The sequence below is a fragment of the Pantoea sp. GM01 genome (genome assembly GCF_000282675.1).
GTDB classification, from domain to species: Bacteria; Pseudomonadota; Gammaproteobacteria; order Enterobacterales; family Enterobacteriaceae; genus Pantoea; species Pantoea nemavictus.
This window is the reverse complement of record NZ_AKIU01000087.1, coordinates 1-21619: the sequence shown is the minus strand read 5'-3', so window position 1 is coordinate 21619 and position 21619 is coordinate 1. Positions and strand designations below refer to the sequence as shown.

The following is a 21619-nucleotide window of genomic DNA, read 5'->3' as shown; positions in this document are numbered from 1 at the left end:
TGCTCCCCTTTATCAGACGCTGGTGAATTTAACGCGTGCAGCGGTTTTCGAGCTGTACTTCGCGTGACGTTGTTCGAAGAAACGGATAATCAACCAGGCCACGCCGCACAGCAGCGAATAGAGCACCGCCAGCACCAAATAGGTACCGAACTGATACTGGTTGTAGTCGCGTTCCATGATCAGATGCGCGGTCGCCATCACATCCGCCGCGCCGATGTACATCACCAACGCCACGTTATGAATCAGATAGATAATCGCATTGCCGTAACCCGGTAGCGCGAAGTGCACCGCCTGCGGCCCGACAATGCGCAGCATTTTCTGGCGGAAGCTGTAACCCATGCTGTCGGCGGCGTCGTGCTGGCCGCGCTCCACGGCAAGAAACGCCGGACGCATCACTTCCGACAGATAACCGCCGTGATAGAGGCTCAGGCCAATCATCGCCGCGATATTGGCGGTGACAAAATCGCTGAAGCCGAACTGCTCGGCCACCAGCGGCAGACCATAAAAGGCGACAAACAGCTGCAGCACCACCGGCACGCTGCGCGCGTAAGAGACGTACAGATCCACAAACTGGCTAATCACCGGAATGCGGCGCACGCGGAATACGGTGGCGATCAGCGCCAGGAAGAACCCGACGATCATCGCAACAAACATTATGCCGAGCGTCAACGGCAGCGCCGAGAGCAGCTCGGGAATCATCGAAGTCAGATTCACGGTGAAACACTCCTGCTAACAATGAAGCAACGCCCGGCTCAGCACCGGGCGCAGCGGCTTCAGGTGAATCTGTTACTTCATGTACTTGGTGACGTCTTCGCCAAACCACTTCTGCGCCAGCTTATCCAGCGTGCCGTCGGCCTTCAGCTGCTGCAGCGTTTTATTGATGTCATCGTTCAGCGCCTGGTTTTCAGCGGAGCGGTGAATCAGCACGTAAGTGTTATTGATGGAAACCGGCTCACTGGCTTTGATCGCCAGTTTCTGGTTGTCGATCACCGTCTGCTCGCCGAGGTTAGAAGGCAGGATCAGCGCATCATATTTGCCACGCTGCACTTCCTTCAGACGATCCGGATACGGCACGCCCGCGCTCGACGCTTTGATCTCCACCTTGTCGTTTGGGTTGTCCTGCTGCCACTGGGTCACGAATTTGTACACGCCGCCACCTGCGGTAACCGGCACGATGTTTTTGCCGACCAGATCTTTCATGCCGTTGATATTGCTATCGCTGCGGCTGTAGATCTTCATCAGGCTGGCACCGATCGGCGCATCCGGGATCAGGAACTGTTTGCTGCGCGTCGGCGCTTTATAATAACCGCCGGTCGCCATGTCATATTTACCGGTCGCCAGGCCGGTTTCCTGGGCGATATCCGCCGCACCTTCCATGACGAATTTGTACTGCGGCAGTTTGGCGTTGATGGCTTTCAGCACGTCCGGCTCGTAGCCCTGCGGCTCGTGACCAATCGCGCCCCACGACAGCGGTTTGGATTCCGCCGCGGTAGCGATTTTGATGGTGCGCACCGCGTCCGCGAAGCTGTTACCGCTGATCAGTGCCAGCGCGATGATGCCAGGCGCGGCCAGGCGACGTAATGTGGTTTTGATTGCAGGCATGTGGTTGATTCCTTTAATTATTAGAATACGCGTTCTGAATTGAGGAACTGAGCAAGGCGCGGCAGGGTGGGATTATCAAACATCTCAGTCGGGCTGCCCTGCGCGGCCACCACGCCCTGATCCATAAACACGATGCGATTAGAGATGCTTTTGGCGAACTGCATCTCGTGCGTCACCAGCAGCGAGGTGATGCCGGACGACGCCACGTCTTTAATCACTTTCAGCACCTCGCCCACCAGCTCCGGATCGAGTGATGAGGTCGGTTCATCAAACAGCATCACGTCCGGACGCACCGCCAGCGCACGGGCGATGCCGGTACGCTGCAGCTGGCCACCGGAAAGCTGAGACGGATAGTGATCGAGCTTGGCGCCCAGACCGACGCGCTCCAGCTCCTGCACGGCGATATCGTGCGCTTGCTGTTTGCTTTTGCGTTGAATAACGATCAGCGGATCCATCACGTTTTCCAGCACCGTCATGTTTTTGAACACGTTGAACTGCTGGAACACCATCGCGGTACGCAGGCGGATCGCCTGGATCGCCGCTTTGTCCGGTGCCTGATAATCCATGCGGATCTGATCAAGCTGAATGGTGCCGGATGCCGGTTTCGCCAGATAGTTAATGCAGCGCAGCAGCGTGGTTTTACCGGTGCCGCTTGGCCCGATGATCGACACCACATCGCCACGTTTTACCGACAGATCGACGCCTTTCAGAATCGGCGTGCTGCCGTAAGCGAGCTTAATATCGTTGAGTTCTAACATGCAGCAGCCCCTATTTATTCAGGTCAGCATGGCCAAGCACATGCATCAGACGGTTGGCCCAGCCGAAAATGGCGATGGCGTGGATCAGATCGATAATCTCCTGATCGTTCATGCCGACCGCGCGCAGTGCCGCCATATCCTCGGCGCTGGCCTCTGACGGCGTGACGGAAAGACGACGGGCAAAACGGTAGATCGCCGCATCACGCTCGCCGAGCACATCGGCACGATCGAAGTAAATCGCACTGACTACCGCATCACTTTCTGCCAGCTGCGCATGGCGGCGTGCGTGCACCACCGCGCAATATTTGCAGCCGTTGACGATCGACGCGCCCAGCGCGCCGAGTTCACGATCCGCACGATCCAGCCCGCCCTCAACATACATAATGGCGTTAAACAGCACGGTGCGCGCTACGTAGCTGTCGGGATCGTGCGCCAGCGTGCGCACATACTCGGAGATCTTCTTGTTCGATGGCGTCACTTTCATCGCATCGAGCTGCGCGGGCGTGGCATCTGCCACTTCGACCGGCGCGATATAAGGGTGCCAGTGCAGCGGCTTGAGATTAACCGACGGAATCATGCAGACCTCAACAAACGTAATCCGGCCGCAACGCGCGTCTGGAAGTTAACAAAAGCGATCAGTTCAGAGAGCGCCACAATCTGCGGATTGCTCAATCCTGCCTGTTCCAGCAGGCGAATGTGCTGCTCGGTGGCGTTCATTGGCTGCTGCGTGACGAGATCGGCATGCCGCGCGATAGTCGCCAGCGGTTCGGCAAGATCGCTGGCACCGGCCGCCAGCGCCAGCAGCGCGTCTGATGGCTGCAACGCCGCCAGTTGCGCCTGGTAATCGCGTTGCAGCTCGGCATCGCCATTCAGCTTCGCCATGCGCTGCGCCAGCGCAAAACGCACATCCGGCGCTAAGCCCTGATCATCATTAGGTGCCAGCACCGATACACGGCACTGTTCTGCGCCATCTACAAATTCCGGGCGCAGGCGGCGCGTACCGTACAGCGCATCTTCAGCGTTTAAGCCGACTGCGCGATCAATTGCGTCACTCACTGCGCGTTCTCCTGGTTGAGTAAGGGCGTGGAATCCACCCATTCATCGCCCTGCAATTCAGGGGTGTCAAAAGCCTGTAAGTTGGCGTAATGCTGCTCGACGTCTTCGGCAAACAGCGACGCGCTGATGCCGCGCACCAGACGATCGGCACCGGCGCTCACCGCCGGAATATCGCCGGAGACTTTGCCGTGCGTCAGCATGGCGGCATCGTTGAAGCAGTGAATATGCGCCAGTCCGGGACACGCGCCTGGCGTCAATTCGCGGAACTCAAAGGCGGGACCGAGATCCGGCGCTTCAAGCAGATTGGCGCGCGGCGCGCCCATTTCTGGCTGGTAACGCCCGTCGCGCCAGCTGCGGATATGCGGTGCGATGGCGGCAAACTCTGGGCGTCCGTGGAAATCGTTGCTAAAGCCGGTCGCGGCAATCAAAAAGTCGTAGCGCAGCGGGCCCTGAGTGGTTTCGATCAGCAACTCATCGGACTGCTGTTTTACCGCTTTGATGCCGCAGTTGAGGAAGAAGCGGGCATTAGCATGACGTGAAACGCGCAGTGTCGAAGAACGCGGCGGCGGCGTTTGCGTGGTCGCGGTGTAATCCACAAACTTCCATTTCCATGCGTCCGGCAGTTGATGCATCCCGTGCACCACGCCCAGGCTGCCAATGCCGGTCATTTTGTTGATGCGTGGCATCTGTGGGCGGCGAATCAGCAGATCCACGGCAGCCGCGCCGTTTTCCAGCGCGGTGGCGGCGTTATCCATCGACGATGCACCAGCGCCAATCACCGCAATGCGTTTGCCCTGCAAAGCAGCGAAATCAATGTCGTCAGCAGAGTGCGCCCAGAATGTACGCTCGATACCCTGCAGGAAGTCCGGCACGGCAAAACCGCCAAGGCCAGAGCGTCCGGTAGCCAGCACCAAACGGCGGGTGTAAACCCGGCCGGTTTCGGCACCGCTGAGATCGAGCGCGATTAACTCACCTTCGAAGGTAATATTGGTGACGCGCACATTGTTGCGCACCGGCAGATTCAGCACCTTGCGATACCAAATCAGATAATCCATCCACTGCGCTTTGGGAATTTTATCCAGCTCCTGCCAGGCTTCTTTGCCCCACTGCGCAGTGAACCACGCGCGGAACGTCAGCTGCGCCATGCCGAGCGCCGGGCCATGCAGTGACTTCGGTGAACGCAACGTTTCCATGCGCGCAAAGGTCACCCACGGACCTTCCAGCCCGGCGGGCGCGGCGTCATAGGCCACCACGTTGCTGATGCCGGTAAGCTGCAGTTTAGCCAGCGCCGCCAGGCCACACATGCCTGCACCGATCACCACCACATCACGCACCGGTGCGCCATCCTGGGTGCGCGCTGGCACCCAGGATTTCGCGGGCAGTTCAAGATATTCCAGATCCTGCTGCAACTGTGCTTCCAGCGCGGCAAGGCCATCGGCGGCATAAGTCATACACGTTTTCCCTGAAATAAGCGGCGGCCAGCAAACGGGCGAAACCACTAAAGTGCGTTGGTGACTATGCATTCTCATTATCCTGATAACACATAGTTAGTGGGTATTAATCACCAAATCACATAGTAAGAGCTAAGGTTTCGCATAATCCTCTTGCCCTAAAACGGAGTCAACAATCTCGCTCAGCTTTTGACCAATGGATTTCTTATATCTTATGCCGAAAATGTTATAAGGCCTTAAGAGGAGATTTTTCATACGCTGGCTAATGACCTAAATCACGCACCTTCCGTAGCGGCGCGATTTATCGCGCAATAAATTGCGCCGCTACAAAATATGATTTGGGTGAGAGGTTTAATCCTGATTAATCAGGCGCATAATGCGCGGATGCTCGCTGGCAGGCAGGCGTTCAAAGCCCGGTAGCAGATGAGCCGCAGCGTCGGCTAAGGCCTCCACCAAGGCCTGTGCAGCGGTGGATATTTGTCGCCCTTGCGGCGTGATCACGCCAAAGTAGTACGGAATATCCTCCTCCAATGGACGAATCGCCACACCGGCCAGCGGCATGCCCCAACCGGTCACCGGCTCAAGAATCGCTACGCCCAATCCGGCGCGCACGCAGCCGAGAATATTGGCGGAGGAGTTAGTCTCGATGGTTTCATGCAGCGGCGTTTTGACCTTTTTCAGCGCTTTTTCATAGCGCCCGCGTAGACGCTGCGGGCTCCACGGCGCAATCAAACGGCGTCCCGCCAGGCTGCTGAGCGACAGCCGCGTTTGCGCCGCCAGCTCATCGTTCTCCGGCAGCGCCACGACGCACTGCGACTGCCCAATCCAGTGCAGCTCCACCGCATGATGCTCCAGCGGCAAGCTGCACAAACCGAGATCGGCCTCCGCGGTGATCACTGCATGCGCGGTATTGACCGCGGATTCACTGATGATCTGCACTTTGTTCTGCAAATTAAGTGCGGCCAGCGCCTGCGGCAGCAACCCCGCCGCCAGCGCGGGCGTGGCGGCAATACTCAGCGGACGATGCTGTTGGTGAGCGATCTCCTGCGCGCGCAGGCGGATTTGCTGCAACGAGAGCAGCGCTTTCTGCACGTATTGATGCAGCTGCAACGCCTCTTCCGAGGGATGAATGCGCGGGCCGTTGCGGATAAACAGCGGATAACCGAGCGACTGTTCCAGTTCCTGAATCAAGCGCGATACCGCCGGCTGCGAGCGATTGAGCGCCTTCGCCGCCGCCGTGACGCTCCCGGCAGAGATCACCGCCGAGAAAGCTTCCAGCTGCCGCAAATCCAGGTCGTTTAAAATGGTCATCGCGCGATTTTTCCCTAACTCATTGATCACTCCCGACATTGGCGCGGGAAAGTTTTCATCATAGAGAGAGTCGCGGGAATTAGCCACTGGGTGGACAGTGCGCTTTGTCCCTCACCCTAGCCCTCTCCCGCAGGCGGGAGAGGGAACCGTCCTCTGCGGAATTCAGCATTTTCTCCCACCTAATCATTCCCTCTCCTTCTGGGAGAGGGTTAGGGTGAGGGAAATCACAACTTCTCCGTCAACTCACATTCATTCTCATGTAGCAGCCGCAGCATCTCGAGTAAAAATGCGTCTTCGTTGCCCTTCTGCCAGGCAATGCTCAGCGGCAAACCTTTAATCTGTTCCGGTAAAACCAGCGCAATATAGCGCACGCTGTCGCTATTCATCGTGCGGTACGACGCGGGCACCACGGCCAATCCCAAACCGGCCGACACCAAACTCAAAATGGTTTGTTTCTCTTCGGCGAACTGCGCGATGTGCGGCGTAAATCCCGCCAGTTTGAACAAACTCATCGTCAGATCGTGGCTGTGCGGGCGCGTGCGGCGATCGGGAATAATCATCGCTTCATGCTGAAAATCAGCCACCGCCACCCGTTCGCGCTGCGCCAGCGCATGCTGAATTGGCACCGCCAGCACGCAGCTTTCACGGGTAATAAAGCGCACCGCTAAAGACGCATCGATACTTTGCGGTTCGCGAATAAAAATCATATCCAGCCAGCCCGATTTTAATTTCGGGATTAAATTAATGGTTTTGTCTTCAATAATATGAATATCACTGTGCGGATGCAGCGGCACAAATAAGTTGAGTAAAGCCGGAACTAATCCGCGTGCGGCGCTATCGATGGCGCCAATGCGTAATGTCCGACGTTCATCTTTTAATCCCACTTTAAATCGCTGCGCCAGCGCATCAAATTGATCGATTAATTTGCTGGCCTCATCAAAAAATATTGCACCTTCGGCGGTTAATGAAACATTCCGCGTCGAACGATTTAACAAGCGCACGCCAAGGTCTTCTTCCAGTAAACGGATGAAGCGAGAAAGTGACGCAGGCATCATTTCCATTCTTTGGGCAGCGCGCCCAAAATGGAGTTCTTTACCCACGGCGACAAAACAACGCAATTGATTTATATCCACATTTCCCTCGCCCGTTGATTATGCAAATACTTTATATAATCCCCGCCTGATGATCCGCCAAAGCAAAACTGCATACTGAACGCGAAGACAAAAAAATAATACTACCCCTACACAATCTGGAGCACTTTAATATGAACTCTCACCTCGAAAAAAGGGTGATGCGTAAAGTGACGTTACGCATTGTGCCCTTCATCATGCTGCTCTACTTCATCGCCTTTCTCGATCGTGTCAATATTGGTTTTGCTGCATTAACCATGAATCAGGATTTAGGTTTCTCGCCCACGGTATTTGGTTTTGGCGCCGGAATTTTCTTCCTCGGTTATTTCCTGTTTGAAGTACCGTCGAATTTAATTCTGCATAAAGTTGGCGCACGCATCTGGATCGCCCGCGTGATGATCACCTGGGGATTAGTCTCCGGCTGCATGGCCTTCGTGCAGGGCACCACCAGCTTCTATGTGCTGCGCTTCCTGCTCGGCGTGGCTGAAGCCGGCTTTTTCCCCGGCATCATTCTCTATCTCAGCTACTGGTTCCCGGCGGCGAAACGCGCGCAGGTCACCGCCATCTTTATGGCTGCCGCACCGCTTTCAACGGCGCTCGGTTCGCCAATCTCTGCTGCGCTGCTGGAGATGCACGGCCTGCTGGGCTACGCCGGCTGGCAATGGATGTTTGTGCTGGAAGCCATTCCGGCGCTGCTGTTCGGCATTGTGGTGCTGTTCTACCTCACCGATCGTCCGGCAAAAGCGAAGTGGCTGAACGATGAGGAGCGCGCCTGGCTGGAAAACACTATGCGGGCGGAAGAACAGGCGCGCGCCGCCAGTCAAAGCCACAGCAGCGCATGGCGCGGACTGGCCGATAAGCGCGTTTTAGCGCTGGCGCTGGTCTATTTCGGCACCTCAGCGGGCTTGTACACGCTGGGCATCTGGTCGCCGCAAATCATCCGCAGCTTTGGCGCATCCTCAATGCAGATCGGTTTCCTCAACGCCTTCCCGGCGGTAATCGGCGTGATCGGCATGATCCTGTGGGCACGCCATTCGGATCGCACCAAAGAGCGCAGCTGGCACGTGATCGGCGCTTGTTTACTGGCGGCGGCCGGACTGATTTATGCCGGCAACGTCAGCACGCTGTTTACGGTGATTATCGCCCTGACGCTGGTGACCGTCGGCATCAGCGCCGCCAAACCGCCGCTGTGGAGCATGCCAACGCTGTTCCTCAGCGGTCCAGCGGCGGCGGCGGGCATCGCCACCATCAACTCGATTGGCAACCTCGGCGGTTTTGTCGGCCCGATGATGATTGGCGTGATTCGCCAGCAAACCGGCAGCTACAGCTGGGGCCTCTATTTCGTGGCGGGACTGCTGGCGATCTCCGCCATCGTGGTTCTGCTGCTCTCTACCAGCGGCAATAAGCCGCAAACGGCCGAGCTTCCTCATCCTCATACTCATTAATCTGGAGAAACAACATGCGTAACTATTCGATTGCCGCAATTCCCGCAGACGGTATTGGCCCGGAAGTGATCTCTGCCGGTGTGGAAGTCTTGCACGCGCTGACGCGCCAGGATCCGCAGCTGAAGTTCGATGTCGAGACCTTTGATTGGGGTTCGGATTACTACAAACAACACGGCGTGATGATGCCGGAAGAGGGCCTGCAAACGCTGAAGAAGTTCGATGCGATTTACTTCGGAGCAGTTGGCGCACCAGACGTGCCGGATCACATCACGCTGTGGGGTTTGCGTCTGCCGATCTGTCAGGGCTTTGACCAGTACGCCAACGTGCGCCCCACCAAAATCCTGCCAGGTGTGACGTCACCGCTACGCAATCGCGGTCCTGGCGATCTTGATTGGGTCATCGTGCGGGAGAACTCAGAGGGCGAATATTCCGGCAACGGCGGGCGCGCGCACCGCGGGTTGCCGGAAGAGGTCGGCACCGAGGTGGCGATTTTCACCCGCGTCGGCGTAACGCGCATCATGCGTTATGCCTTTAAACTGGCGCAGTCGCGCCCGCGTAAACTGCTCACCGTGGTGACCAAATCCAACGCCCAGCGTCACGGCATGGTGATGTGGGATGAGATTGCCGCCGAAGTGGCGCTGGAGTTCCCGGACGTGCAGTGGGACAAAATGCTGGTTGATGCCATGACGCACCGCATGACGCTGCATCCACAAAGCCTCGACACCATCGTGGCCACCAACCTGCACGCCGATATTTTGTCGGATCTGGCTGGCGCGCTGGCGGGCAGTCTCGGCGTGGCGCCGACCGCCAATATCGATCCCGAGCGTCGCTTCCCATCGATGTTCGAACCGATTCACGGCTCAGCGTTTGATATCACCGGCAAAGGCATTGCCAACCCGATCGCCACCTTCTGGACCGCAGTGCAGATGCTGGAGCATCTCGGCGAGCGCGACGCGGCGGCGCTGATTATGCAAGGCATCGAGTTTGTCTGCGCCAAAGGCATTTTGACCCCGGATGTCGGCGGCACGGCCAACACCGCCGAGGTGACGCGTGCGGTAGTGCAGTTTATTACGTCCAAAGCCAGCGTGGCAGAAGCCATCTGATTTGCCCAGTGCGGGTCCAACCATCGCACCCTCCGTAGCGGCGCGATTTATCGCGCAATGAATGGCGCCGCTACGACGGGTGCATGCTGTGATTTGATTTGCACCCTAAGCATTTTTCATTAACAGTCTCTGCCTACCGTTGTTTTTTGCAGGATCCCGCATGACGCACTCAGGCAGAGAAGCCCGTCCGAACGTGAATCGCACCATGATGTTAGCTTTGCTGGTCGCCGTGACCTTCTTTATGGAAAACCTGGATGCCACGGTGATCACCACCGCCATTCCACAGATGGCGCGTGATTTCGCTGCAAGCCCGGTGGCGCTCAACGTGGGTGTGAGTGCGTACTTACTGGCGGTGGCAGTTTTCATCCCGATGAGCGGCTGGTTGGCGGAGCGCTTCGGCGCACGTACGGTGTTTGCCAGCGCCATTCTGATTTTTACGCTCGCTTCCATTCTATGTGGCCTGAGCGACACGCTGGCGATGTTCACGCTCAGCCGCATTCTGCAAGGCATTGGTGGTGCGATGATGGTGCCGGTCGGGCGCATGGTGGTGCTGCGCGTTACCGAGAAAAAAGAGATGGTGAAAACCATCGCGTTTATCACCTGGCCGGGGCTGATTGCGCCGGTGCTCGGCCCGCCGCTTGGCGGACTGATTGTCACGTATGGTCACTGGCCGTGGATTTTCTGGCTCAACATTCCGCTCGGCATCCTCGCGCTGATCGCGACCGGCTATCTGGTGCCGCAGTTCAAAACCGAGCAACCGCGCCGCTTTGATGTGCAGGGCTTCGTGCTGACCGCCACCGCCTGCACCTCACTGATTATCGCGCTGGAAGCGCTGGGGCAGATGCATCTCAACCTCGGCGTGCCGCTGCTGCTGCTCGGCGTGCTGAGCAGCTGGCTGGCTTATCGTCACAGCTTCCGCCATGCGCAGCCGCTGCTGCCCTTTAGCGCGCTGAAAATTGCCACTTTCCGCAACGCGGTGATGGGCGGATCGTTCTTCCGCGCCTCCATCAATGCTGTGCCGTTTTTGCTGCCGCTGCTGTTCCAGCTCGGTTTTGGCTGGAGCGCGGCGCAGGCGGGCGCGATGGTGCTGTGGGTGTTTGCCGGTAATCTGGCGATGAAGCCGGCGACCACCTGGCTGATGAAGCGCTGGGGTTTTCGTCGGGTGCTGATGGTTAACGGCGTCATCAGTCTGGCGGCGATGCTGGGCTGCCTGCTGCTCAATCCGTCACTCGGCTATTTCGCAATTGCGGCGATTCTGTTTATTGGCGGGCTGTCGCGTTCGCTACAGTTCAGCTGCTACAACAGCCTCGGCTTCGCCGATGTGCCGCAGGCCAAAATGAGCGATGCGTCGGTGGTATTCAGCATCTTCTTCCAGTTCAGCATGAGCGCGGGTATCGCGTTGGCCGCGCTGTTCCTGCGCGGCGCCATGCTGTGGCACGATCATACGGCCATTGCGCAAAGCGACATTCACATCGCTTTCGCCGGCGTCGCGTTATTAGTGCTGCTTTCGCTAGTTGATGTGTGTCGACTGGAGAAAAATGCCGGTGCACAGGTGCTGGTGAAATAAAGTTGCCCAGTATAAGTAAATAAATGGTTCATAGCCCTTTGAAGAGAAGGGCTAATAATCCAAATAGTAATCATCTCTCCGTATAGTAAAAAAATAACCTTAATGGTGTTTAATTTCATCAGCTTGAAAATTAAATTAAATATAAGCGATACGGGTAATTATGTTACGCATAATTAAGCCAGGGGAATATATTTATCATTCCGACAAAATAATAAATTAAATAACGAGAAATAAGCGAGCCTTTTCAACACTAATAAGATAACTCCTAATTAGCCTACCTTGTGCGTTAGGCTTTAACGACTAGCCTTAAGTGGTAACTGAAATAATAGTTATCTAACTTATTTGAGGCATTGATTATGACAACACCACGTGGCGGTTCTGGCAATTTTGCTATGGACCCCGAAAGAGCCCGCGAGGCGGGTAAAAAAGGCGGCCAGCTTAGCGGCGGTAATTTCCGAAATAATCCCGAGCGCGCGATAGAAGCGGGACGAAAAGGCGGTAAAAAAAGCCGTCGCGTCGTGGATAAATCCCCTGAGTAATGTCACTGCGGCTAGCGATAAATATCCGCGTTAGCTGCAGCTCCCTTTATTTTAAGTAAGGAGCCATACGATGAGTAATAACAGCGAAGCACACTTTCTCGATTGGGTGAGAGATGCCCATGCGATGGAAAAACAGGCCGAAAAGATGCTGGAAAAAATGGCGTCGCGCCTTGAACACTATCCGGATCTTAAATTACGTATCGAACAACATCTGGTTGAAACCCGTGAACACCAGGTATTAGTACAGAGCGTTATTGACCGCTACTCCACTTCACAATCGGTATTGAAAGATATCGCCGGCAAAATCTCGGCCTTCGGCCAGTCCATCGGCGGTGTCATGGTGGAAGATGAAGTGGTGAAAGGCGCCATCAGCGGCAACGTGTTTGAACACCTTGAGATCGCCAGCTACACCTCGCTGATTGCGGCGGCGCAGCATCTTAACGATCACCAAAGTGCCGAGATCTTTAACCGTATTCGCGACCAGGAAATCGCGATGGCGGATTGGACCTTGACGCATCTGCCGCAGGTAACAGAGCAGTATTTAATTCGTGACGCCACGCCGGGCGTTGAGGCCAAGAAATAGCGCTCATCAAACCGTCGAGACTCTTCCATTTTTCGCAACAATGACTTCGCTAATCCGGCTATTCTGCCCCGCAATTGTCTGTGCGAACCTTATGGTCAGGCTCGGGATCATCCCGAGCATCACCTAAGGAATCGCATCATGAAACTCTATCACTTCCCCCTCTCTGGTCATGCGCACCGCGCTCGTCTGTTCCTGTCGCTGCTGGATGTGCCGCATGAAGTTGTGGATGTCGATCTCAAAGCGGGCGAGCACCACACGCCCGCGTTCCTCGCCATGAACCCGTTCGGCCAGGTGCCGGTGCTGGAAGATGACGGCGTGTATATTGCCGACTCCAACGCCATTCTGGTCTATCTGGCGAAGAAAACCGGGCGCAGCGAGTGGCTGCCGGAAGATGCGCGCGGTGCGGCGGCGGTGCAGCGCTGGCTTACCGTGGCGGCCGGTGATATCGCCTTTGGCCCGGCGGCGGCACGCTTAATTACCGTGTTTGGTCGGCCATTCAATCCAGAAGAAGTCATCGCCCGCGCCCATCTGGTGCTGTCACGCATTGAGCAGCACCTTGAAGGGCGTGAATGGCTGGTGGGCGATGGTCCGACCATCGCCGACATCGCGCAGTACAGCTACATTGCCGGTGCGCCGGAAGGCAACGTCGATCTCTCAGGCTACCCGGCGGTGAACGCTTTACTGCGCCGCATTGAAGCGCTACCGGGCTTTGTGCCCTTCCCGCAAACCGCTGCGGGCCTGCGCAGCCAGGCTTAGGAGACGATCATGGGCGAGAAACTGTCAGTGTGGCATGCGGGTGAAATTGCGCTGCAGCAGCAGGCGGGCGTGGCGGATCGCATGGCGGAAGTGGGCCAGCGGGTGGTGCGCGATCACATGCCCGATCAGCATCGTGATTTCTACGCGCAGCTGCCGTTTATTATCGCGGGCAGCGTGGATGCGCACGGCGATGCCTGGGCCACGCTGCTGGAAGGCCAGCCCGGTTTTATCTTCTCGCCCAACGCCACCACGCTGGATATCGCCGTGCACGCCGATGCCAGCGATCCGGCGGCGGCCGGCATGCAGGATGCAGCGCCGATCGGGCTGCTCGGTATTGAGCTGCACACGCGGCGGCGTAACCGCATGAATGGCGTGCTGCAGGCGATTGGCGGCGGTTTTCGCGTGCAGGTAGAGCAGAGTTTTGGCAACTGTCCGCGCTATATTCAGCTGCGTGATTTTCAGTTTGCACGCGATCCCGCCGCGCCTTATCACGGCGCCGTGGAAACGCTCAACGCGCTGGATGATGAGGCGCGCGCCAGCATCGCCGCAGCGGATACCTTTTACGTGGCGACCTACAACGATCAACCGCATCGCCAGGTGGATGCCTCGCATCGTGGCGGCAAGCCCGGCTTCGTGCGCGTCGGCGATGATGGCCTGCTGACCATTCCCGATTTCAACGGCAACCTGTTCTTCTCCACGCTCGGCAATATCCATCAGAATGGCCAGGCAGGATTGCTGTTTATTGATTACGCCAGCGGCGACACGCTGCAGATGAGCGGCGAAGCGGCGGTGATACTCGACTCGCCGGAGATCGCCGCTTTTCAGGGGGCTGAGCGGCTGTGGACGTTTCGCGCGCGCCGCATCGTGCGCCGTCGTGCCGCCCTCGCCCTGCGCTGGCAAACGCCAGCCGATGGCAGCGCGCCCGCTTCACTGATGACCGGTGACTGGCAAACTGCCGCCGAGCGTTTGCGTGCGGCGGAGCTGGCAACGCGCTGGCGGCCGTTCCGGGTGACGAAAATTGTCGATGAGAGCGCCACCATCCGCTCGTTTCATTTAATGCCGGCTGATGGTGCCGGTTTGCTGCCGCATCTGGCCGGCCAACATCTGCCGATTCGCGTCCAGCCGCCGGGCGCTGACAAGCCGCTAATGCGCGCCTATACCTTATCAGTCGCGCCCGCCGACGGTTTTTATCGCATCAGCGTTAAGCGTGAGGGTGCGGTGTCGAGCTATCTGCACCAGCAGCTTGCGGTTGGCGACATAGTGGAAACGCGCGCACCAGCGGGTGATTTCACTATTGATACCAGCGAAACGCGTCCGGCGGTGCTGCTTGCTGCGGGCGTGGGGATTACGCCAATGCTGGCGATGCTGCGCCATCTGGTGTTTGAGGGGCAGCGCAAACAGCGGATGCGGCCGACGTTTCTGCTGCAGTCGGCGCGCAGCAAAGCCGAGCGCCCTTTCGTGCGCGAAATCGATCGGCTGCTGGCGCAGGCGCAGGGCGCGCTCAAGCTGGTGCGCGTGCTGAGCCAAACGGCAGATGCGCAGCAGGATCTGGATTACGACGTCGCCGGACGCATCGATATGGCGCTGCTGTCGCAGCTGCTGCCGTTCAATGACTACGACTTCTATCTGTGCGGGCCGCCGCAATTCACGCAGGCGCTGTACGACGGGCTGCGCGCCTACAACATTGCCGATCGCCGCATTCACGCCGAAGCTTTTGGGCCGTCATCGTTGCAGCGTAGCCGCGATGGCGTTGCAGAAGCACAGCCGCTGCCGCCGGTGGCGACTGAATCGGTACCGGTGAAGTTTATGGACTCGATGAAGGAAGCGCGCTGGACGCCGCAAGCCGGTTCACTGCTGGAGCTGGCCGAAGCGCGCGGCCTGAGCCCGGCCTACAGCTGCCGTGCCGGACACTGCGGCAGCTGTAAAACCAAACTGTTGCAGGGCGCAGTGACCTATAAAGCGCCGCCCAGCGCCCGCGTGGCAGAAGATGAAGTGCTGATTTGCTGTGCGCAGCCCGCGCAGCAGGAAGGTGACGAACAGGCGATTCATTTGGCGTTGTGAGGGGGGCAATCCACCGCCATCAAGACAGCGTGTGCGCAGTGAAATATTAACGAAAAGTTTAACTCTCCGAATCATACGCAACTGATTGTTTTTAATGTTAATTAATTTAACGTCAAATAATAAAGGCGATGCAAAGTGGCTTTGAGCCACGTCTCATAAATACTTTTTTCGCGGCCCTTATTATGGCGCCGTTAGCTGCGTATAGGATGTAGCTGAGTATTTGAGAATGAACACCATGGAAGAATCCAAAAAAAATAGCGTGCATCGTTCCAGTCACGAGAACGCAACGGTTTCCGTTTTAAGCGCTGCGCCGGCCCATGTCAGCGCGCATGCAGCACCGTCACCAGCAGCAGAACAGACTGTCATTATCAACGCCTCAACGGCTGAAACCAAACCTGTTTCCATCTGGTATGTGGCTGACGATGAAAAAGGAGGACAGATTTTACCTGACGGCATCTATAAAAACGCCGCGCCACGTTTTGTCGGCACCGCCGATCCCGGCACCTTAATTACCATTTTCGATGGTGATAAACAAATTGGCCAGGCGGTCGCGAATATTGAGGGCAACTGGCATTTCACCCCCAATCCGCCTTTAGAGATTGGACCGCGCCACCTGGTTTTCAGCTCAGAGACCTCAAGTGATTCGTTCGATTATGTCGTACTGGCTAGAGATTCGCAGATTATTGAGTTGAAGGGGCAGGCCTTTGATAGGGATGAGAAAAGCATCCCCCTTGTGCCCGGCGATGAAATCGAGGATACCACCCCGCGCTTTGTGGGCCTTGCCGATCCAAATATCACTATCACCGTCTACGATCATGGCAAACCAATAGCCACCATCACCTCTGACGACCAGGGTATCTGGGAGTTCTTCCCGACGCTGGGCCTGGGCGAATACTCCCTCACCTTTGACGCTGGCAACGGCAATACCACCAAACCGTTTAATTTCGAAATCATCGGCAGCGCAGAACCGGAAGAGCCGGTGATTGTTGAGCCAGTAGATCCGGTGATTGAAGGCCCGGAAACCCAGCTGATCACCATTGAACAGGTGAACCAGAACACTAATTATGTCTGGGAGCGCATTGCTGAGAACGGCACTACCATCGACACCACGCCGCGCTTTAATGGCAAAGCGGGCGCCAATGTGCAGATCACCGTGTATGACAACGGTGAGCCGATCGGCGTCACCACCTCTAATGCGCGCGGCGAGTGGGTGTTCACACCGGAACTGGACGGCGGCGAGCACCACATCAGCTTCAAAGCCGGCGAAGGCAGCGAGAGCAAGGTATTCAGCTTCACCATCGACGCGAATATCACCATCGAAGCGGTCAACCAGAACACCAATTATGTCTGGGAGCTGATTACCGAGAACGGCACCACCAACGACACCACGCCGCGCTTTAACGGCAAGTCGAGCCCGAATGTGCAGATCACCGTGTATGACAACGGTAAGCCCATCGGCGTCACCACCGCTAACGCGCGTGGCGAATGGGTGTTCACGCCGGAACTGAGCGGCGGCATGCACAACATCAGCTTTAAAGATGCTAAGGGCAACGAGAGCAAGGTGTTCAGCTTTACCATCGATGCGCAAATCACCATCGAAGAAGTGAACCAGAACATCAATTATGTCTGGGAATCTATTGCTGAGAACGGCACCACTATCGATACCACGCCGCGCTTTAACGGCAAGGCCAGCCCGAATGTGCTGATCACCGTGTATGACAACGGTGAGCCAATCGGCAGCACCACCTCTAACGCCCGTGGCGAATGGGTCTTCACGCCAGAGCTGAGCGGCGGTTTGCACAACATCAGCTTTAAGGATGCGCAGGGCAACGGCAGCAAGGTGTTCAGCTTCACCATCGACGCGAACATCACTATCGAAGCGGTAAACCAGGACACCAATTATGTCTGGGAGCGCATCAGTGAGAACGGCAGCACCAACGACACCACGCCGCGCTTTAACGGCAAGGCCAGCCCGAATGTGCTGGTCACCGTGTATGACAACGGTCAGCCGATCGGCAGCACCACCTCTAACGCTCGCGGCGAGTGGGTCTTCACGCCGGAGCTGGGCGGCGGTGAGCACCACATCAGCTTCAAAGACGCGCAGGGCAACCAGAGCAAGGTGTTCAGCTTCACCATCGATGCGCAAATCACCATCGAAGAGGTATATCAGAGCAGTAATTATGTGTGGGAGCGCATTGCGGAGAACGGCACCACCAACGACACCACGCCGCGCTTTAACGGCAAGGCCAGCCCGAATGTGCTGATCACCGTGTATGATAACGGCGAGCCGATCGGCAGCATGACTTCCAACGCCCGCGGCGAGTGGATCTACACGCCGGAACTGGGCAGCGGTCTGCATAACATCAGCTTTAAGGATGCTCAGGGTAACGCGAGCAAGGTGTTTAGCTTCACCATCGTATTAGCTGAAAGCCAGCCGATCATCGTGGACGAGGTGTATGACAACGCGCATTCTGTCTGGCAGCTGGTGACGGAGAACGGCATCACCAATGACACCACGCCGCGCTTTAACGGCACATCAGGCGCGAATCTCAGAATCAATGTATATGACAACGGTCAGCCTATCGGCTTCACCATGTCCGATCACAACGGTAAGTGGGTGTTCACACCTGAGCTGAAGGCAGGTGCGCATAGCTTCACCTTTAAAGCCGGCGAAGGCAGCGAGAGTGATGCGTTTAATTTCACCGTGGAAGTGATGCCGATTACCATCACCCACGCGTATGACGACTCGCAGGGTTACCAACGTGATTTTGAACGCAACACCACCATCAACGACTCAACGCCGCGTTTTGTGGGTCACGCCGAGCCGGGTAAGAAAATCACTGTATATGACAACGGTCAGCCGATTGGCGTCATTACACCCGATCACACCGGATACTGGTCTTATACCGCTCTCCTGAACAGCGGCGCGCACAAGATCGTCTTCAAGTCAGGCGAAGATAACCAAACCGATCCGTTTGACTTCACGGTGGTGACGCCGGATAGCCAGCCGATCACCGTTGATGATGCTTACGACGACTCGTTAGGCTACAGCCAAAACTTTGCTCGCCACGCCACCATCAATGACACGTCGCCAAGCTTTAGCGGGCAAGCGGGACCGAATGCGAAAATCACCGTGTATGACCACGGTCAGCCTATTGGTACCGCGGTGTCTAATGCCTGGGGCTACTGGAGCTACACCGCCGAGCTGAAAGGCGGCGCGCACAGCATCACCTTCAAGGCAGGCGAAGGCAGCGAGAGTGAAGCCTATGATTTCACCGTCGCCGCGACGCCCGTCACTATCGATCGCGCATTCGATGATAGCGTCGGTTATGACCGCGAAGTGGGCGACAACGCCACCGTCAGTGACACCGCGCCGCACTTTAACGGCAAAGCGGCACCGAATACGGTAATCACTGTGTTCGATAACGGGGTTCCTATCGGCTCAGTGGTATCGAGCTGGGGCGGACGCTGGAACTTCGAGCAGGAACTCGGCGCGGGCAAACACATCATCACGGTGAAAACCGAAGACGGCAGCGTAAGCGATCCGTTTACGATTTACATCACCGCACCGGTGAAGACGCCAGATGTCACCATCGATCGCGCATTTGATGACAGCTTCGGCTATGACCGTGAAGTCGGCAACAATGACACCGTCAAAGACACGGCACCACACTTTAACGGTACCGCGAAGCCAAATACGCTGATCTTTATTTTCGATAACGGGGTTGAGATCGGCTCGGTCTTATCAAGCTGGGGCGGACGCTGGAACTTCGAGCAGGAACTGGGCGGCGGCGAGCATATCATCACGGTGAAAAGTGAAGACGGCAGCGAAAGTAATCCATTTACGCTGTATATCGATGCACCAGTGGAACCTCAGCCTGAACCAGAGCCTGAGCCAGAACCTGAACCAGAACCCGAGCCAGAGCCAGAACCTGAGCCTGAGCCGGAACCAGAGCCGGAACCAGAGCCAGAACCTGAGCCTGAGCCTGAGCCAGAACCTCAGCCTGTGCGTGAAACCAAAATTGATTACGGTTTTGCCAAGGTTGGAAACAAAACCGGCTATCTGAAAGAGCATGATGTTATTCAGGATGACAAGCCAGCGCTTGCCGGCTTCGCTGAGCCTAACAGCCTGATTACCATTTATGACAATGATGTAAAAATCGGGGTGGCGAGAACATCCAATCTTGGCACCTGGTCATTCATCGTTCATGACTATCTGGGACAAGGTTCACATAACTTTGTGGCGAAAGCCGACAATGGTCAGGATAGCGATACGTTTGTGCTGGTGGTGAAAGTACCGGTGAGTGCGAATGCTGTTTATGCCAACTCCGGTGAGGAGTCGAGCTGGAATTCAACCGCCGATACCACGCCCGATCTGCGCGGCGGCGGCCCAAAAAATGTGGTGATCAAACTGTATGAAAATGACAAATTCATCGGTGAAACCAGGACCTTAGCCGACGGCAGCTGGACCTTTACCTTTACCGAGCCGCTGAGTATCGGCCCACATCACATCGTGGCCGTCGCTGAAGAAGGTAATACCAGCGAGACGTACACCTTCGACATCACCGAACCTACTGTCGTTGAACCGCCGGTTGAGCCAGAGGTGACTTACACCGTTATCAGGGCGAGCGATGACGTACTGGAGCGGGGCCACGTTCTTGCTAATGGCGAGACAGATGACGCAACCCCGCGCCTTTACGGCCAGGCTACACGCTATGCCATGGTCCAGATCTTTGATAATGGTAATAAGATCGGTGAAGTACGCGCTGATGTGTCTGGCATATGGACGTTCGAACCAGAAATTGCGTTAACGCTGGGTAAACATGACATCACTGCAGGACCCGATGTTGAACATCAAGGCCCAGCCTTTAGCTTCACCGTGGTTGCGCCAGATCCAGAAAACCCATTACCGATCCAGATCATTTACGAAGTCAGCAATGCCTACGATAGCGAGCTGATATCAGGACGTATTCCACAGAACGGCGAGAGTGATGACGCAACTCCGCGTTTTTCAGGGCAGGCATCGCGCTATGCGCTGGTCCATATCTTCGATAATGGCGTGAAGATCGGTGAAACAACCGCTGAAGCGTCTGGCTTCTGGTCGTTCAAACCTCAACCCGCATTGTCGCTGGGTAGGCATGAAATCAGTGCAGGACCTGATGCCGAGCATTATGGCCCCGCCTTTGTCTTCACCGTAGTGGCACCTGATCCAGAAAATCCACTACCGAAAGGCACGACGTATGAAGTTACCAGTGCCTACGATAACTTCTTTAAGTCTGGCTTTATCAAAGCCAACGGTGAAAGTGATGACAATGCCCCGTTCCTGGCAGGAAAAGCCGATAGCAATGCGCTGGTGAAGATCTTCGATAATGGCGTTCAAATTGGTGAAACGCGCGCTAGTGCCACCGGTTCATGGACGTACCAGGTTGAAACTGCGCTGTCGCTGGGTAAACACAATATCACGGCGGGATCGAACGAAAAATATCACGGTGAGGCATTTACCTTCACCGTGGTGCCAGCCGAATTCTCGCGTATTTTGGTGCTGGAAGGTGTGAGTACCTACAACGAGGGTGTTGAGCGTTTTGCTATTGGTCATAGCACAGCGATTTACGACAACACACCGTCGTTTAGCGGTATTGCAGCAGTAGGTTCGGTCGTCACCATCACTATCAACGGTAAGACACATGGAACGGCGCTAACCAATGAGTACGGTCGCTGGAACTTCGATGTCACCGAGCCGTTGAAATCGGGCAATAATCTGGTGAAAGTCACTGGTGAAGGTCAGGTTGAGAGCATTGATTTTAGCTTCGAGCTGGCGTCACCGTATGATATGGCAATCTCATGCGGCGTCTATGATGATCAACAGGGTGAAATTCTGATTGGAAACGGTCAGATTTCTTCTGACTCAACCCCTACGCTGAAAGGTTTTGCTGGACAAGATATCCTGTTGGAAATTTTGGACAATGGTAAACCTATCGGTTCGGTACAGACCCTGCTGGACGGCTCGTGGTCGTTTGTTGTCCCTGAGCTGCAAGATGGTCCGCACTCTATTGTGGTAAAAAGCCTCTATCTGGAGAGTTACCCTAATAGCTTTAATGTTCAGACTGCCCCTGCGGAATCTGAGGCATCGCTGCTGAATATTTCAGCCGCCGATCTGCTGAGTTCTGCGGAGCCTGCGCTGTTCAGTGAGGAAGCTGACGTTCAGCAGCCCGCTGCCCAACCGCTGTCTATCGCACAAGCCGATATGGCGGGGGGAA

At 56.3% G+C, this 21619-nt stretch carries 16 protein-coding genes; 8 read left to right on the top strand and 8 right to left on the bottom strand.

Annotation, left to right across the window (positions count from 1 at the left end; translation table 11 throughout):
• Positions 1 to 12: 12 nt before the first annotated feature.
• The 8 genes from PMI17_RS22335 to PMI17_RS22300 all read right to left on the bottom strand — a co-directional run bounded on the left by PMI17_RS22335 (position 13) and on the right by PMI17_RS22300 (position 7311).
• Positions 13 to 699 (bottom strand): amino acid ABC transporter permease, encoded by a 687-nt coding sequence (locus PMI17_RS22335; RefSeq protein WP_191322179.1) that lies wholly within the window; start codon positions 697 to 699, stop codon positions 13 to 15.
• 87 nt (positions 700 to 786) lie between these two features.
• Complete coding sequence (locus PMI17_RS22330) at positions 787 to 1602, bottom strand: transporter substrate-binding domain-containing protein (RefSeq protein ID WP_007893098.1); 816 nt, start codon at positions 1600 to 1602, stop codon at positions 787 to 789.
• Between the two features lie 20 nt (positions 1603 to 1622).
• The gene (locus PMI17_RS22325; protein ID WP_007893096.1) at positions 1623 to 2360 is read right to left on the bottom strand and encodes an amino acid ABC transporter ATP-binding protein; all 738 of its coding nucleotides are present in this window, start codon (positions 2358 to 2360) and stop codon (positions 1623 to 1625) included.
• Positions 2361 to 2370: 10 nt separating this feature from the next.
• A complete protein-coding gene (locus PMI17_RS22320) occupies positions 2371 to 2937 on the bottom strand; it encodes a peroxidase-related enzyme (protein WP_007893095.1) in 567 nt (188 codons plus the stop codon).
• The gene (locus tag PMI17_RS22315) at positions 2934 to 3416 is read right to left on the bottom strand and encodes a CMD domain-containing protein (protein ID WP_007893093.1); all 483 of its coding nucleotides are present in this window, start codon (positions 3414 to 3416) and stop codon (positions 2934 to 2936) included. The genes PMI17_RS22320 and PMI17_RS22315 overlap by 4 nt, the downstream gene beginning before the upstream one ends.
• Positions 3413 to 4867 carry an NAD(P)-binding domain-containing protein gene (locus tag PMI17_RS22310; protein ID WP_036622067.1) on the bottom strand — a complete coding sequence of 485 codons (1455 nt, stop codon included), beginning with the start codon at positions 4865 to 4867 and terminating at the stop codon, positions 3413 to 3415. Before PMI17_RS22310 ends, PMI17_RS22315 begins: the two co-directional genes overlap by 4 nt.
• Before the next feature lie 351 nt (positions 4868 to 5218).
• Positions 5219 to 6178 carry a LysR family transcriptional regulator gene (locus PMI17_RS22305; RefSeq protein ID WP_193372792.1) on the bottom strand — a complete coding sequence of 320 codons (960 nt, stop codon included), beginning with the start codon at positions 6176 to 6178 and terminating at the stop codon, positions 5219 to 5221.
• A gap of 224 nt (positions 6179 to 6402) precedes the next feature.
• The gene (locus PMI17_RS22300) at positions 6403 to 7311 is read right to left on the bottom strand and encodes a LysR family transcriptional regulator (protein WP_007893084.1); all 909 of its coding nucleotides are present in this window, start codon (positions 7309 to 7311) and stop codon (positions 6403 to 6405) included.
• 131 nt (positions 7312 to 7442) lie between these two features.
• On the opposite strand from PMI17_RS22300, the gene PMI17_RS22295 reads away from it, so the two are divergent.
• From PMI17_RS22295 to PMI17_RS25455, 8 genes are all read left to right on the top strand, one after another.
• Positions 7443 to 8753, top strand: coding sequence for an MFS transporter (locus PMI17_RS22295; protein WP_007893082.1), 1311 nt, complete (start codon positions 7443 to 7445; stop codon positions 8751 to 8753).
• A 14-nt stretch (positions 8754 to 8767) separates the two neighbouring features.
• On the top strand, positions 8768 to 9856 hold the full coding sequence (locus PMI17_RS22290; RefSeq protein WP_007893079.1) for a tartrate dehydrogenase: 1089 nt from the start codon (positions 8768 to 8770) through the stop codon (positions 9854 to 9856).
• 160 nt (positions 9857 to 10016) lie between these two features.
• The gene (locus tag PMI17_RS22285) at positions 10017 to 11423 is read left to right on the top strand and encodes an MFS transporter (RefSeq protein ID WP_007893076.1); all 1407 of its coding nucleotides are present in this window, start codon (positions 10017 to 10019) and stop codon (positions 11421 to 11423) included.
• Positions 11424 to 11779: 356 nt separating this feature from the next.
• Positions 11780 to 11962 carry a general stress protein gene (locus PMI17_RS25025; RefSeq protein ID WP_007893075.1) on the top strand — a complete coding sequence of 61 codons (183 nt, stop codon included), beginning with the start codon at positions 11780 to 11782 and terminating at the stop codon, positions 11960 to 11962.
• Between the two features lie 70 nt (positions 11963 to 12032).
• Positions 12033 to 12545 carry a ferritin-like domain-containing protein gene (locus PMI17_RS22280; protein WP_007893072.1) on the top strand — a complete coding sequence of 171 codons (513 nt, stop codon included), beginning with the start codon at positions 12033 to 12035 and terminating at the stop codon, positions 12543 to 12545.
• 138 nt (positions 12546 to 12683) lie between these two features.
• Positions 12684 to 13301: a glutathione S-transferase family protein gene (locus PMI17_RS22275; protein ID WP_007893070.1), complete on the top strand. Its 618-nt coding sequence runs from the start codon at positions 12684 to 12686 to the stop codon at positions 13299 to 13301.
• A gap of 9 nt (positions 13302 to 13310) precedes the next feature.
• On the top strand, positions 13311 to 15362 hold the full coding sequence (locus tag PMI17_RS22270) for a pyridoxamine 5'-phosphate oxidase family protein (RefSeq protein ID WP_007893067.1): 2052 nt from the start codon (positions 13311 to 13313) through the stop codon (positions 15360 to 15362).
• A gap of 235 nt (positions 15363 to 15597) precedes the next feature.
• The coding region (locus tag PMI17_RS25455) for an Ig-like domain-containing protein (RefSeq protein WP_036622064.1) at positions 15598 to 21619 on the top strand (6022 nt) is incomplete at its 3' end.

Coding starts and splice junctions, on each gene's coding strand:
- PMI17_RS22335 (WP_191322179.1), bottom strand. CDS start 699: ATGATTCCCGAGCTGCTCTCGGCGCTGCCGTTGACGCTCGGCATAATG.
- PMI17_RS22330 (WP_007893098.1), bottom strand. CDS start 1,602: ATGCCTGCAATCAAAACCACATTACGTCGCCTGGCCGCGCCTGGCATC.
- PMI17_RS22325 (WP_007893096.1), bottom strand. CDS start 2,360: ATGTTAGAACTCAACGATATTAAGCTCGCTTACGGCAGCACGCCGATT.
- PMI17_RS22320 (WP_007893095.1), bottom strand. CDS start 2,937: ATGATTCCGTCGGTTAATCTCAAGCCGCTGCACTGGCACCCTTATATC.
- PMI17_RS22310 (WP_036622067.1), bottom strand. CDS start 4,867: ATGACTTATGCCGCCGATGGCCTTGCCGCGCTGGAAGCACAGTTGCAG.
- PMI17_RS22305 (WP_193372792.1), bottom strand. CDS start 6,178: ATGACCATTTTAAACGACCTGGATTTGCGGCAGCTGGAAGCTTTCTCG.
- PMI17_RS22295 (WP_007893082.1), top strand. CDS start 7,443: ATGAACTCTCACCTCGAAAAAAGGGTGATGCGTAAAGTGACGTTACGC.
- PMI17_RS22290 (WP_007893079.1), top strand. CDS start 8,768: ATGCGTAACTATTCGATTGCCGCAATTCCCGCAGACGGTATTGGCCCG.
- PMI17_RS22285 (WP_007893076.1), top strand. CDS start 10,017: ATGACGCACTCAGGCAGAGAAGCCCGTCCGAACGTGAATCGCACCATG.
- PMI17_RS25025 (WP_007893075.1), top strand. CDS start 11,780: ATGACAACACCACGTGGCGGTTCTGGCAATTTTGCTATGGACCCCGAA.
- PMI17_RS22280 (WP_007893072.1), top strand. CDS start 12,033: ATGAGTAATAACAGCGAAGCACACTTTCTCGATTGGGTGAGAGATGCC.
- PMI17_RS22275 (WP_007893070.1), top strand. CDS start 12,684: ATGAAACTCTATCACTTCCCCCTCTCTGGTCATGCGCACCGCGCTCGT.
- PMI17_RS22270 (WP_007893067.1), top strand. CDS start 13,311: ATGGGCGAGAAACTGTCAGTGTGGCATGCGGGTGAAATTGCGCTGCAG.